Origin of the sequence: Streptomyces canus, assembly GCF_041435015.1 — a bacterium.
In the GTDB taxonomy this organism is placed as follows: Bacteria; Actinomycetota; Actinomycetes; order Streptomycetales; family Streptomycetaceae; genus Streptomyces; species Streptomyces canus_G.
In genome coordinates this window covers 3,560,445-3,573,289 of record NZ_CP107989.1, presented here as the reverse complement: position 1 = coordinate 3,573,289, position 12,845 = coordinate 3,560,445, and the positions used below count along the sequence as shown (strand labels likewise).

At 70.6% G+C, this 12,845-nt stretch carries 13 protein-coding genes and 2 pseudogenes; 6 read left to right on the top strand and 9 right to left on the bottom strand.

The genetic code is table 11. The annotated features are described in order from the left end of the window. Positions 1-23 precede the first annotated feature (23 nt). Both OG841_RS15805 and OG841_RS15800 read right to left on the bottom strand, forming a co-directional pair. Positions 24-398, bottom strand: a complete 375-nt coding sequence (locus OG841_RS15805) for a hypothetical protein (RefSeq protein ID WP_328640897.1) — start codon at positions 396-398, stop codon at positions 24-26. Positions 399-862: 464 nt separating this feature from the next. Further along, entirely contained in the window at positions 863-1,936 is a 1,074-nt protein-coding gene (locus OG841_RS15800; RefSeq protein WP_365119423.1) for an acyltransferase family protein, read from the bottom strand. Positions 1,937-2,252: 316 nt separating this feature from the next. Between OG841_RS15800 and OG841_RS15795 the strand changes: the two genes are divergently transcribed. Then, positions 2,253-2,816 (top strand): hemerythrin domain-containing protein, encoded by a 564-nt coding sequence (locus OG841_RS15795; RefSeq protein WP_328640899.1) that lies wholly within the window; start codon positions 2,253-2,255, stop codon positions 2,814-2,816. Between the two features lie 221 nt (positions 2,817-3,037). Here OG841_RS15795 and OG841_RS15790 read toward each other — a convergent pair whose 3' ends face one another. The 4 genes from OG841_RS15790 to OG841_RS15775 all read right to left on the bottom strand — a co-directional run bounded on the left by OG841_RS15790 (position 3,038) and on the right by OG841_RS15775 (position 5,341). Then, a complete protein-coding gene (locus OG841_RS15790) occupies positions 3,038-3,670 on the bottom strand; it encodes an Rv1733c family protein (protein WP_365119425.1) in 633 nt (210 codons plus the stop codon). 65 nt (positions 3,671-3,735) lie between these two features. Next, positions 3,736-4,593, bottom strand: coding sequence for a rod shape-determining protein (locus tag OG841_RS15785; RefSeq protein WP_328640901.1), 858 nt, complete (start codon positions 4,591-4,593; stop codon positions 3,736-3,738). Beyond that, entirely contained in the window at positions 4,590-4,961 is a 372-nt protein-coding gene (locus OG841_RS15780) for a TraR/DksA family transcriptional regulator (RefSeq protein WP_328640902.1), read from the bottom strand. The genes OG841_RS15785 and OG841_RS15780 overlap by 4 nt, the downstream gene beginning before the upstream one ends. A gap of 53 nt (positions 4,962-5,014) precedes the next feature. Further along, complete coding sequence (locus tag OG841_RS15775) at positions 5,015-5,341, bottom strand: TraR/DksA family transcriptional regulator (RefSeq protein WP_328640903.1); 327 nt, start codon at positions 5,339-5,341, stop codon at positions 5,015-5,017. Positions 5,342-5,719: 378 nt separating this feature from the next. Here OG841_RS15775 and OG841_RS15770 point away from each other — a divergent pair, with 378 nt between their 5' ends. The 4 genes from OG841_RS15770 to secD all read left to right on the top strand — a co-directional run bounded on the left by OG841_RS15770 (position 5,720) and on the right by secD (position 10,089). Next, positions 5,720-6,670 (top strand): HAMP domain-containing sensor histidine kinase, encoded by a 951-nt coding sequence (locus tag OG841_RS15770; RefSeq protein WP_328640904.1) that lies wholly within the window; start codon positions 5,720-5,722, stop codon positions 6,668-6,670. After that, positions 6,667-7,332 carry a response regulator gene (locus tag OG841_RS15765; protein ID WP_062046208.1) on the top strand — a complete coding sequence of 222 codons (666 nt, stop codon included), beginning with the start codon at positions 6,667-6,669 and terminating at the stop codon, positions 7,330-7,332. Before OG841_RS15770 ends, OG841_RS15765 begins: the two co-directional genes overlap by 4 nt. A gap of 60 nt (positions 7,333-7,392) precedes the next feature. Further along, positions 7,393-7,800, top strand: coding sequence for a hypothetical protein (locus tag OG841_RS15760; RefSeq protein WP_371565789.1), 408 nt, complete (start codon positions 7,393-7,395; stop codon positions 7,798-7,800). A 66-nt stretch (positions 7,801-7,866) separates the two neighbouring features. Next, a complete protein-coding gene (gene secD, locus OG841_RS15755; RefSeq protein ID WP_371565788.1) occupies positions 7,867-10,089 on the top strand; it encodes a protein translocase subunit SecD in 2,223 nt (740 codons plus the stop codon). 204 nt (positions 10,090-10,293) lie between these two features. Here secD and OG841_RS15750 read toward each other — a convergent pair. Then, positions 10,294-10,509 (bottom strand): annotated as a pseudogene (locus OG841_RS15750) (type II toxin-antitoxin system VapC family toxin); the annotation flags it as partial. On the opposite strand from OG841_RS15750, the pseudogene OG841_RS48630 reads away from it, so the two are divergent. Then, positions 10,508-10,616, top strand: a pseudogene (locus tag OG841_RS48630) (integrase); the annotation flags it as partial. The pseudogenes OG841_RS15750 and OG841_RS48630 overlap by 2 nt on opposite strands. Positions 10,617-10,653: 37 nt before the next feature. On the opposite strand, the gene OG841_RS15745 reads toward OG841_RS48630, so the two are convergent. Both OG841_RS15745 and OG841_RS15740 read right to left on the bottom strand, forming a co-directional pair. After that, a complete protein-coding gene (locus OG841_RS15745) occupies positions 10,654-10,989 on the bottom strand; it encodes a hypothetical protein (RefSeq protein WP_371565786.1) in 336 nt (111 codons plus the stop codon). Positions 10,990-11,196: 207 nt separating this feature from the next. Continuing rightward, positions 11,197-12,813, bottom strand: coding sequence for an alpha/beta hydrolase (locus tag OG841_RS15740; RefSeq protein ID WP_371565785.1), 1,617 nt, complete (start codon positions 12,811-12,813; stop codon positions 11,197-11,199). Positions 12,814-12,845: the final 32 nt, after the last annotated feature.

Genomic DNA, 12,845 nt, shown 5'->3' with positions numbered 1-12,845 from the left:
AGAGGAGCAGTTTTGACGAAGCGTCATGGCATTCGAACCACCCGCCGCCTGGTGATCGGCGTCCTCGCGGGAAGCGCCGTGGCCGTGGCGGGCTGGGCCGCCGTAGCAGGCGCCGCGACCGGCTCCGCCACGCCGAAGCCGGCGCCGGCTTCGGCGTCCAAGGCTTCCGGGGTGGTGCCTTCGGCGGAGCCTTCGACCGTGCCGTCGCCGGTGCCTTCCCCCGTGCCGTCGGAGCGGCCGTCCGAGCCGAGCCCGGTGCCGTCCACCGTGCCGTCCGAGCCGGGGACCGCGCCGAGCCCGGTGCCGACGGTCGTACCGGACCAGCACCCCTCGTCCGTCCCGAGCCCCGTCCCGGCGGAGCCGACCACCGTACCGAGCCCGGTGCCGTCGGTACCCACGAGGCCGTCGAAGTAGGGCCGGTACGAACGACGGGACGGCGTCCGGAGCCGCCGTTCCGTCGTCGGGCCAAGTCCCCCCTGGGCGTGCCCTGGTTGGACTGCATGCTGCTGGAAATGCCCCCCGTCGGTCGCTACGAGGCGGCCGTGAGGGGCCCGGGGGGGCGCCGAGCGGGCGTGCCGCCTTTCCGTCGTACGACCAAGTCCCCCTGGGCGCGGCCTGGTTGGACTGTGCGCTGCTGGGAGGCCCACTGGGCGGTTGCCGCCGAGGCGGTGGTGAGGGGGCCGGGGTTGTGCCCGAGCGGTCGTGGTGCACGTTCCGTGATTGGGCCGAGTCCCCCTAGGTGCACCCGGCTTGGGCAGCATGCTGCTGGACCGGAAAGCCCCGCCGTGCGGTCGCGGCGGAGGCTGCGGTGAGGTGACGGGGGCGGTGCCGAGCGGTCGTTCCGCCGTACGGCCCACTCCCCTCAAGCGCGCTCTGGTTGGGCCGTGTGTTGCCGGAAGGCCCACCGCATCTCCGGTTCGACCAGGCATCGCAGGGCACGTCGGACGGGTGGGGTGCACAGGGCGGTCACGACGGCGGCGGCGACGAGGGCGACCGCGACCGTGCCGAGCGGTTCGTGGACCCAGGCGGGCCCGTACCAGCCCCAGAACCGGGCCCCCTGGACGAGGAATCCGTGCAGCAGATAGCCGTAGAGCGTGCCCGCGCCCAGCACCGTGAACCAGGTCCGCCGCCCGGGCACCAGGGCGAGGAAACACCCGACCAGGACCAGCGAGCACCCGAAGGTGACCAGCGTCATCACCGGCCCCGACCAGGCGGGCGCACCCAACTCCTGGGCGCTGTCCCGGTGGTAGAACCAGGCCCCGCTCATCCGCGGCACGGCCCAGTAGGACAGCGCGAGCGCGACCGCGAACACCGGCAGGGCCGCCAGCCGTACAGCCCGCCGACGGACCAGGCGGAAGTGCTCCGGCTTCAGGCACAGACCCAGCACGAAGTACGGCAGGAACTGCAGGACACGCTGCAGATCGAGATCGTCGCCGATGGAGGGCGTGAGGGTGGCGAGCATCGCCACGGCGAGGGCGAGCGGCACAGGATGACGCACCCGCTGCCACAGGGGAGTGGTCAGCCGCCACACGAACAACGCCACCAGGAACCACGTCAGATACAGCGGGTCCAGCAGACTCACCGGCCGGTCCGGCACCTGGTCGGTCCACCGGGTGAAGAACGTGTACGCCGTCTCGAACACGACGTACGGCACGACCAGCCCGGTCACCAGCCTCCGCAGCCGCTGCGGGGCGGCGTCGAAGTTCCGTGAAAAGTACCCGGAGACGACGATGAACGCGGGCATGTGAAAGGCGTACACGAGCAGGTACAGCGCCGAGACGCCCCGGCTCCCGTCCCGCAACGGCTCCCACGCGTGTCCCACCGCGACCAGCACGATCGCCAGATACTTGATGTTGTCGAAGTAGGCGTCGCGCTCCGCCGGACGCTGCGCTGCGGGTCTTTCCCGAGGGGCGACCGTGACAAGTTGCTCGTGCATCCCGGGCGCCTCACCATTCCGGAGCGACCCAAACCCCGTATCTGAGTGCCACCTGTGCCCCGTAGGTGCGCGCAGGGACGAGGGCGTTGGCGTTCACCTGGCTGCGCCGCCCGCTGAGGCCGGCTACTCCTCGCCGTGGTCGGACGGCGGGTCCATCGGCCCGGGCCGGCCCGGGTGCGGCCTGGTCCTGCGCCGGGAACCAAAAATCCACGTCACGCGGACTCCTCCTCGGCCACCGGAGTGAAGTGGCGGACCGCCGTGAGGTCGTCGGTACGCCCGTGGCAGGTATCTGGATACGACAAGGAGTGGAGAACCCATGGCACACGGCGGAAACGTCATCCAGGAACTGACCACGGACCACCGCGAGGTGGACGACCTCTTCGCGCAGATCGAAGCGCTGCCGGGAGCCGACCAGCAGCGACGTGTACTGGCGGACCGGCTCACCATGGAGCTGATTCGGCACCAGGTGGCCGAGGAGGAGTACCTGTACCCGACGGTGCGCCGGTACGTCGACGGAGGAGACGACCTCGCCGACAAGGAGATCGCCGACCACGGTGAAGTCGAGCGCATGCTGAAGGAGCTCGAAGGCTGCCAGCCGGGGGACGGGCGTTTCGACACGCTGATCCTGCGACTGAAGAACGCCGTCACGGCGCACGTCAGCGACGAGGAGAACCGGCTCTTCCCGTTGCTGGCCGACGTCTGTTCCGCCGACGCGTTGGAGGAGCTCGGTGAGAAGGTCCGCTCGGCCAAGCAGCACGCTCCCACCCGCCCGCACCCGTCCGCGCCGGACACCCCACCCGCGAACAAACTCCTCGCGCCCGGTACCGGCATGGTCGACCGCCTGCGCGACGTGCTCACCGGCCGCGGAAAGCAGAAGTGACGCACGGACAGAGCCGACAGAGCTGACAGGGCAGACAGGGCTGAAGCGGCGTGCGCGCCGGCACGGGTTGCCGAGGCCGAGCCGGCTCCAAGTACGTGAGACACCGCCTGCCCGGCACTCGCGTCCGCGCCTCGGCCCGCTCTCCGCACGTACCCGGGTCGGCCCCGAATCGACCGCCGAACTCCCCGGTCCAGCGCGAGACCGTGGTGGGCGCAGGCAGGTCAGCGAGACGTGGTCCACCGGGGGGCGATATCGGCCCATGCCGCGTCCCACTGGGCGAGGTGGTGCCGCTCCAGCCTGCGATGGGCGTAGCCATGGACGGCGGCGCCGAGGACGGGGACGGCCATGGCGGCGAGGAGGGCCCAGCCCATGGCGCGGTTGCGCACCTGTTCCGTGGTCAGAGGCGGGTCGGTGATCTTTCCGTCGGCGTTGACCCAGACACGGACGGTGCTGCCTGCGGTCAGGGCGGGTGCGACGTCGGTCTTCGCGGTGCGGGATGTGCCCGTGGGGTCGGTGAAGCGGACGGTGGCCGGGTACAGGGTCTTCTTCGCCTCGTACGATCCCGGCTCTGGATGGCGAGGGACGTCATGGACCAGTACGGCGGGGGTGTCGTAGCGGGTGGCGGCCTGGCGCCGGGCGGTCTCCTTGTGGTGGCGGTAGGCGGTGTCGCCGAGCAGGAACATGGCGACGGGGGTGGCGGCCAGCACGGCAAGGAACAGGCCGACGGCGATCCACGCCTGCGCGAGGTCGGTACGGCGGCGCAGGGGGTTGCGCCGCCAGCGCCACAGCAGGATGCGCGGGAGCTCTTCGGGAGGGTGTGCCGGGGGGTGTGCCGGGGGTGTTGCACGGGCCACGGTGTCTCTCCTTCCGCAGGAACGTGGCAGCCTCGCTGGGCGCTTGCCGGGGAGGGGGCGATGGATCAATGGGGGTGCGCGAGGTCGGGGATTCCGGTGGCGGAGGGGTGGGCGTGGGCGGCTTGCAGGAGTCGCGCGGCGCCGCGGACCGCTGCGGTGTGCGGAGCGGGGACGGTCTGGACGGGAGTGCGGAGCCCGCGGGTGAGGTGGTGGGTGATGTCGGGTCGTAGCGCGCCCCCACCGGCGAGGAGCACCCCGCGCCGCAGGGCATCGCGTGTCTGGGACGTGTGGTCCTGGTCCAGCATGGCGGTCACCATCACGACGACCGCGTCGGTGATCTGTGCGGGCGGGGTGCCCTCCAGGTCACCGGTGCTCAGGTCGCCGGTGCTCAGGTCGCTGGTGCTCAGGTCGCCCGTGCCCAGGGCGGTGTGGCGGGCGTCGGTCACCGCGCCGTCGGTCAGGAGCGTCACCTCGGTGAGGTGGGCGCCGACGTCCAGGACGAGCAGGGGGTGGGTCAGGTCGGTGTCCGCGGCCATGGCCACAGCGCGCGCGGCGGGGACGGTCAGGACCGTGCGCGGGCGCAGGACCTCGACCGCGGTGCGCGCTTCGGCCCGGTAGGCGATGCCGCCCAGTACGGGTGTGGTCAGGATGAGCAGGGGGCGGCCGAAGCGGGGCAGGCGGTGACCGAGCAGCCGGTTCAGCATGCGGGCGGTTCCGGGGGTGTCGACGATGGTGCCGCGCCGGATGGGGTGAGTGGCGCTGTCACCCGGGACGGTCACCGTGGGCGCATCGAGGATGCTTCGCCGTCCGGACATCCAGGCGCGGGTGCGGGCGCTGCCCAGGTCGAGGGCGATGCCGGTGCACTGCCGGCACCAGGGCCATGGTCGGTGCCGGGCCGCCACGGGACTGGGAGCGGTGGTCATCGGCCGGCCTCCCTGACCTGCTGGCATCGGGCGCAGTAGCGGGCCTGCGGCACGATCATCAGTCGTTCGCGGGCGATGTGCCCCCGGCACAGATGGCAGGTGCCGTACTGGCCCTCGTCCATGCGTGTGAGGGCGGCCTCGACGTCGGCGAGGACCATGCGGGCGGAGGCGGCGAGCTGGACGCTGACCTCGATCTGTGAGGAGGCCTGCCGAGCGAGACGCGCGTCGGCGCGGGTCGCGGCGGGGCCTGAGAGTTGTTGCAGCTGTTCCTGGCGGAACAGGCGCTGTTCGTGCAGGTTCGCGCGCAGTGCGGCGAAGTCCTCGATCGAGAGAGCGGCGTCGCGGTCGTCGATGATCTGGTGGTTCACCGATTCACCCCTTGGGCAGGGCGGGACAGGGAGGGAGGTCGGGCGGCCGGTTGTCAGACGGTGTCGCGCTGGCAGGGCACGCAGAACGGCGTGTAGGGCAGGATTTCCAGGCGTTCGACAGGGATGGGCCTGGTGCAGTTGCGGCAGGTGCCGTAGCTGCCGTCCTCGACGCGCGCGAAGGCGGCCTCGATCTCGGTGAGGACTCGCTGAAGGGTGTCCTTGTGCGTGGACGCCACCTGTTCCTCAGCGTCCGGCCCGGCCTGCCCGATGGCCCGCAACTGGGTGAGGCGGGAGGCACGTTCGTCTTCGAGGCGCTGAAGGGCCTCGTGCGCCGTCAGCCGCTCACGATGGGTTTCGGTCCGGGGCGTATCGAGTGACATGGCAGATCCTTCTTCTGTGATTCCGTGATTCCGTGATTCCGTGATTGCGGGCGATTCCGCGTTTCCGATTCCGTGATTCCGTAAGAGATGGCGGCGTCGGTCAGGGAGTCAGGGGCGGCGGCTCATGCCTCTACCGTGGCCGCGACGCGGCGCAAAGCCCATCGGGCGCGATACCCATCTGTGGCATGTCCCGTGGCCCATCGCGGCGTGGGCAGGCCAGGTGCAGGAAATGGGCATGGGAGCCCATGGCCGCGCGGACCGGCAGCAGGCAGCCTGGACGGCAGACCGGTCAGAACCAGCGGACGCAGCCCACGCTCGGGGTCGCCGTGACCGACAGTAGAGACAACGCCGTGTCACACGGAGAAAGGCGTCATCCCGGTGTCCCTGTTCTGGCGGATCTTCGCGCTCAACGCGGTGGTGCTGGGAAGCGCCACCGCGCTGCTGCTGTGGGCGCCGGTGACCGTCTCCGTGCCGGTGGTCCTGACCGAGGCGATCATTCTCGTGTCCGGCCTGGTCGTCATGCTGGTCGCCAACGCGGCCCTGCTACGGATCGGTCTGGCCCCGCTCGACCGGCTCACCCGGCTGATGGCCACCGTCGATCTGTTGCGTCCCGGGCAACGGCTGCCGGAAGGGGGACGCGGGGAGACCGCCGAACTGATCCGCACCTTCAACGCCATGCTCGAGCGCCTCGAGCACGAACGGGCGTCCAGTAGTGCCCGCGCCCTGTTCGCGCAGGAAGCGGAGCGGCGCCGCATCGCCCAGGAACTGCACGACGAGGTGGGCCAGAGCATGACCGCGATCCTGCTGTCGCTGGAGCGGGCCGCCGACGACGCGGACGAGCCCCTGCGCGGTGACCTGCGACAAGTGCAGGAGATCACCCGGGGGAGCCTGGACGAGGTACGGCGCCTGGTGCGTCGGCTACGGCCCGGTGTACTGGAGGACCTCGGTCTGGTCAGCGCGCTGACCTCGCTGACCGGCGAGTTCGCCACCCATGTAGGGCTGCGTGTGGTGCGTCGTTTCGAGACCGGTCTGCCCGTGCTGGACCATCAGACGGAGCTGGTGCTGTACCGCGTCGCCCAGGAAGCCCTGACCAACGCGGCCCGTCATGCGGAGGCCGGCCAGGTCGAGGTGAGCCTGCGCCACACCGGCGAGGCGGTGGTGCTGGCCGTCGTCGACGACGGCCGCGGCACCGGGGCGGCCCCTGAAGGAGCGGGAATGCGCGGAATGCGCGAGCGGGCCCTGCTGATCGGGGCCACTCTGGATGTCACCTCCCAGCCGCAGACCGGTACGACGGTCCGGCTCACCGTGCCCCTCAGGAAGCAGCCATGACCACGCCACACACATCCGTGATCCGTATCCTCCTCGCCGACGACCATGCGTTGGTACGTCGTGGGGTGCGGCTCATCCTCGACCGGGAGCCGGACCTGGAGGTCGTCGCCGAGGCCGGGGACGGCGCGGAGGCCATCGAGCTGGCCCGCACTCATGAGGTCGACCTGGCGGTGATGGACATCGCCATGCCCCGGATGACCGGCCTACAGGCCACCCGGGAACTTCTCGCGCTCAAGCCCGGCGTACGGGTGCTGATGCTGACGATGCACGACAACGAGCAGTACTTCTTCCAGGCGTTGAAGGCCGGCGCCGGCGGATATGTGCTGAAGTCCGTGGCCGACCGCGACCTGGTGGCGGCATGCCGCGCCGCCATGCGCGACGAGCCCTTCCTCTACCCGGGCGCGGTCACCGCGCTCATCCGCAACTACCTCGACCGCGTCCGCCACGGCGAGGAGCCGCCCGATCAGGTGCTGACCCCACGCGAGGAGGAGGTCCTCAAGCTCGTGGCCGAGGGCCACTCGTCCAAGGAGATCGCCGAGATGCTCTTCATCAGCATCAAGACCGTCCACCGGCACCGGGAGAACCTGCTGCACAAGCTCGGCCTGCGTGACCGGCTGGAACTCACCCGCTACGCGATCCGCGCGGGCCTCATCCAAGCCTGAGCCTGCTGACTGCCGGTCTGCCCGGGGCGGGAAGGCCACCAACAGGGAAAGGGGGCGCTGGTGGCCCGCTTCACGCACACTGTCTCGCGCACCCGAGGCCCCGGCCCGGGCCTGGCGTTGGCGGCCCTCCTCGCCTTCCTCGTCACTCTGCTCAGCCCGCCCGCCCTGGGCACTACGCACCCTTGCGCACCGGTCGGCACGCTGCTCGCGGCCGAGGAGTCGGCGCACGGTGAGCCGTACGCGGACAGCGCGGACCCGGCCGTCACCACCGCCGCGATCAGGAGCCATCGGGATGCCACCGGCGAGCGCCATGCGCCGCCGGTCTCTGCCCCGGGCGCGTCACCTGATCCAGCGACCGACCGGCTCCGGCGCGCGCAACCCCCGGTTTCGGCAGCAGGCCCGCCCGCGTCGGAGCAACCGGCACTTCGGCACGGGGTCAGGGCACCGCCCTCGCTCTCCGGCACCTGACTCTCTTCCTCTCCCTCTCGACCGCAGCCACCGACCTGGCCGCGGTGTGCCTGCCGGAGGCCCGCTGTGAACCGATCCCCGCACATCAGAGGGCTGATCGCCCTTGCTGCCGTTGCCCTCTCCCTGTACGTCGCGCTCACCGTGCCCGTCCATCTCGGACTCGATCTGCGGGGCGGCACCCAGATCGTGCTGGAAACCCGCCCCACCGCCGCTGCCGACGTCGACGGTGAGGCGACGGACCGCACCGTGGAGGTGCTGCGCGGCCGCATCGACGCGCTCGGTGTCGCCGAACCCGGCATCGCCCGCTCCGGCAGCGACCGGATCGTCGTCGAACTGCCCGGCCTGCAAGATCCCCGCAAGGCGGCCGACGTGCTCGGCCGCACCGCCCAGCTCACCTTCCACCAGATACTCGGCACGGCAACCAACGCCGACGACGCGCCCGAACCGCTGCCCAAGCGCCCCCGCGAGCAGGTGATGGCCGACGAGTCCGGCCACCTTCTGCGCCTTCGGGCGCCCTCACTGACCGGCGAGGACGTCGAGAAGGCAGCGGCCCGATTCGATCAGCAGAGCGGTGCCGGATGGCACGTCACCGTCGACTTCAGGGGATCGGGCCAACAGGGGTGGGCCCGCCTGACCGGTGAGGCCGCCTGCCACGCGGCCGGAGACCCGGCCCGCCGGGTCGCCATCGTCCTGGACGACAAGATCATCTCTTCGCCGCAGGTCGCCCCGTCCGTCGCCTGCCGGTCCGGCATCAGCGGCGGCTCCACCCAGATCACCGGCACCTTCAACGACAGCGAAGCGAAAGAGCTGGCCCTGCTCGTCAACGGCGGCGCCCTGCCGGTGCCGGTCGAGACCGTCGAGCAGCGCACCGTCGGCCCCACCCTGGGTGCGGAAGCCATCAGGGCCAGCGTCTGGGCCGCCGCCATCGGTACCGCCCTGACCTCGCTGTTCATCATCGCCGTGTACCGGCTCATGGGCGCCCTGGCCACCGTCGCCCTGGCCTGCTACGGCCTCATCTCCTACGCCGCCCTCGGCGCCACCGTCACCCTGCCCGGCCTCGCCGGCTTCGTGCTGGCCATCGGCATGGCGGTCGACGCCAACGTGCTCGTCTTTGAACGCGCCCGCGAGGAGTACGCCTCTCGCCACCGACCCACCCCACGCTCGTCCCTGACCGCCGGATTCCGCAGGGCCTTCAGCGCGATCGCCGACTCCAACATCACCACCCTCATCGCCGCCGGCCTGCTGTTCTTCCTCGCCTCCGGACCTGTGCGCGGGTTCGGCGTCACGCTGGGCATCGGCGTCCTCGCCTCCATGCTCAGCGCCCTCGTCATCACCCGTGCCCTGGCCGACTACACCGTCGCTCACCCCCGACTGCGCCGCCGCCCCCACCTCACCGGCATCGCTCACACCGGCACCGTCCGCGATCGCCTCGCGCGCACCAACCCGAACCTGATGCGCCACCCGCGCCGGTGGCTGGCCGCGTCCGCCGCCGCCCTCGTCCTCGCCGCCTCCGGCATCGCGGTGCGCGGCCTCGACCTCGGCGTCGAATTCACCGGTGGTCGCCTCATCGAATACACCACATCCGCCCCCGTCGACGCCGACCGGGCCCGCACCGCGCTCGCCGACGCGGGATTCCCCCGGGCAGTCGTCCAGACCTCCGGCGAGAACCAACTCACCGTCCGCACCCACCACTTGAGCAACACCCAGGCAGCGGCCATCACCGACACCATCACCAACCTGACGGACCGAGCCGACAAGATCCGCGACGAAGCCATCGGGCCGAGCCTCGGCAAGGAACTACGCCAAGGCGCCCTCATCGCCCTCGCTGTCGCCCTCGCCGCCCAGCTGATCTATCTCGCGGCACGCTTCCGCTGGCTGCTGGGCACCTCGGCGGTCGCCGCCCTCGCCCACGACGTCGTGATCCTCATCGGCATCTTCGCCTGGCTCGGCAAGCCCGTCGACGGCGTCTTCCTGGCCGCGCTGCTGACCGTCATCGGCTACTCCGTCAACGACTCCGTCGTCGTCTTCGACCGGATCAGGGAACTCGGCCGCCATGACCGCAAGACGCCCTTCACTCGCGTCGCCAACCAGGCGCTTCTGCAGACCCTGCCCCGCACCGTCAACACCGGCATGGGCGCCGCATTCATCCTCACCGCCCTGGCCGTCCTCGGCGGCGACACCCTGACCGACTTCGCCCTCGCCCTCCTCATCGGGTTCGCGGTGGGCACGTACTCCTCGATGTTCACCGCCGCACCCCTGGCCATCGAACTGCACAAGCACCGCACATAGGCGAGCGGCCGGTCCTGTCGCGCGGCTCGGTCTTGTGCCGGCCATGTGGCGAGTACCGGACATGAGCGGTTGCCGACGCTCTACGAGGCCGCGCTGTACGTCACTGTCGTAGGAAGCCACCCTGAACGACCCTGTGCTCCACGAAGTGCAGGCGTTGCCTGGCGGCCGTGGCGGCCCTGACGCCTGCCGCGAAAGGCGTGTGGGTCAGACCTGGATGACGGTGGCACGTCCACCGCACAGTGCGCTGAGATCCTCAGGGTCCGATGTCAGCACGCTGACGGGGGCATGGGCGGCGAGCGCAGTGGCGCTGAGCATGGCGTCGACCGCGTACTTGTGGCCGTGCAGACCGGTGTCGGCGAGGAGAGCGGCCGCGTGGCGGGCGATGACCTCGGTGACCGGTTCGACGACGAGTCGGGACAACGCACGCCACCGCGACGTCCTGGCCGCCGAACGCAAGGAACGCGCCCGCATCCGCAGCGAGGAAAGGCATCCGCTGGGGCGGAAGCCCCCTCGCACCAGCAGCCTGACCAAACCCGTGACGCGGCAGGCACGGCAAGCTGTCTCTCAGCCTTCTCGAGGTTCGACTGGGCCAGCTGTCCGGGCGCCTGAATCCTTACGTGCCGAGAGCAGGAACAGGACCGCAGCGGCGGCGGTGAACCCGAAGCCGACGTTCATGCAGACCATGACCGTCTCGAATGAGGCGTCGGCGATCCGGGGGATGCCGTTGACGAGCATGAGGGTGTAGATCCACAGAATGCCGTAGACCCGAAGCCGCATCCCGGCCTGTCGCTTGCGCATCCGCGGCGGCGTCCACCCCGCCAGTATTGCCACCGGCACCGGCAGCATGAGCGCCGTGGACACTGCCGGCGCTATCCAGTGGTACAGCGGATTGCCGTTCACCCCGCCCCTTCATAGGCGATCACCAGCCTACGGAGGGTTGGCGAGGCCCGTCCACGCCGAACACCGCGAGCTTCCGGCGAACCTATCCGGTCAGAGCACTAGCCCACAAAGAGCCCCCGCCTCCGCGATGACGGAGTGGAACGCGTGCACCACCGTCGTCCCCCATGACCTGGTCGCCGCGTTCGCCTTCTCGCTTGCGTCACCGGATCACCTCTTCCGCTGGACGTCGGTGCAGTAGACGTGCTTGCCCGGCAGGTGGCCGGTGGTCAGGAAGTCGACGGTCGCCTTGTCGGCGCAGGCGGAGCCTTCGTTGTAGACGTAGTGCCCGCCGTTGTCCACGCCGACGAAGGCAGAACTGTCGCCGAGGGCCTTGTGCAGCCCTATGCCGCCCTCCCACGGAGTGGCGTTGTCCCGGCGGTTCTGGAGGATCAGGGTGTTGCGCGGGCCTTCGCCGGTCACGGTGACGGGCTGCTCGGCCGGCTTCTTCCAGTAGGCGCACGCCCAGATGTTGCCCGGCATTCCCGCGGTGAGGGGCCACGCCTTGCGGTCGGCGGCGCTGCGGGTGGCGTAGCCGTCGGTGTCGTGGGGCCATTCGGCGTCGCCGCAGACGAGAGCCAGGAACATGGTGGCCTGGTTGTCCGCGGGGACACCCGGAGGCCGCGGGCTGTCGGCGAGGATCTGCTGGAGAACCTCGTTGTCGGCGTCGGTGGCGCCGCCGTCGGCCAGGTCGGCGGCGGCCTTCCAGAAACCGACCAGCGGTGGAAGCGTGTCGTTGTGCAGAAGCATGCCGTAGGTGATGTTCCGCAGCAGCGGTCCGTCCAACGACAGCTGCATACCGGGCACGGGGACGGGCTTGCGGTCGAGCCGGTCGGCGAGGGCGAGGTAGCTCTGGGTCACCTGCTTGACGCTGTCGCCCAGCCCGAGGGTGCCGTCCTGGGCCGCGGCGACGGCGGCCGCGTCGGGGAACCGGTCGGCCATGCCCTTGCCCCAGCGGTCCGCCACTTCGTCGGCCCACGCCTTGGTGGCGTCGATGTTGCCTTCCAGGATCATCCGGTCGGTCCGGTCCTGGAACAGGGCCCTGTAGACGGCGCCGAGGTAGGTGCCGTAGGACTGGCCCCAGTAGGAGATCTTCCGCTCACCGAGCGCCTGGCGGATGCGGTCCATGTCGCGGGCGGTGTTGGCGGTGGTGAAGTACTGCAGGGTGTCGCCCACCGTGTCTGCGCACGTCTCGGCGTTGGTCTTGGCGAAGGCCACGTTCTTGGTGATCGAGCCGTCCGCGGCGGGATAGGGGAAGAGCCCGAACACACTGGGGTCCTTCAGACCGCAGCTCTGCGGAGAGCTGTGCTCGACGCCGCGCGGGTCGAAGCCGATCAGGTCGTAGCTGTCCAGCACGGACTTCGGCAGCGTGGACGCCATGGTTGCGGGCATGTCGAGACCACCCACGGCCGGTCCGCCGGGGTTCAGCAGCAGGACGCCACGCTTCTTCCCGGGTTTGGCGGTGGCCAGCCGCGAGACCGCCACCTCGATCTTCTTGCCGCCCGGATCTCGGTAGTACAGCGGGACCTTCAACGTCCCGCAGGTCAGACGAGGATTTCGGCTCGTTCCCTCGACCGGCTCCGGGCACGTGCCCCAGGTGATCTCCGGCTTGTCCGCGGCCTGCTCGGCCTCCGCGGTCTGCTTGGCGGCCTTGGCCTGCGGCGTGTCCTCGGCGTCCCCGCCGCATGCGGCCAGCCCGGTTCCGGCCAGCGTCGAAACCACCAGGGCCGTGGCGAACCGACGGCCGCCGGGGAACCCGGACTTCCCGGAACTGCGCGTCCTTCTCATGGTGTTGCCCTCCTGCTGCTCGGCACGGTCGG

Bases quoted from the DNA above. Each gene is read 5' to 3' on its own strand.
- OG841_RS15800 (WP_365119423.1), bottom strand. From the start codon at position 1,936: ATGCACGAGCAACTTGTCACGGTCGCCCCTCGGGAAAGACCCGCAGCG.
- OG841_RS15795 (WP_328640899.1), top strand. From the start codon at position 2,253: ATGGCACACGGCGGAAACGTCATCCAGGAACTGACCACGGACCACCGC.
- OG841_RS15785 (WP_328640901.1), bottom strand. From the start codon at position 4,593: ATGACCACCGCTCCCAGTCCCGTGGCGGCCCGGCACCGACCATGGCCC.
- OG841_RS15775 (WP_328640903.1), bottom strand. From the start codon at position 5,341: ATGTCACTCGATACGCCCCGGACCGAAACCCATCGTGAGCGGCTGACG.
- OG841_RS15765 (WP_062046208.1), top strand. From the start codon at position 6,667: ATGACCACGCCACACACATCCGTGATCCGTATCCTCCTCGCCGACGAC.
- OG841_RS15740 (WP_371565785.1), bottom strand. From the start codon at position 12,813: ATGAGAAGGACGCGCAGTTCCGGGAAGTCCGGGTTCCCCGGCGGCCGT.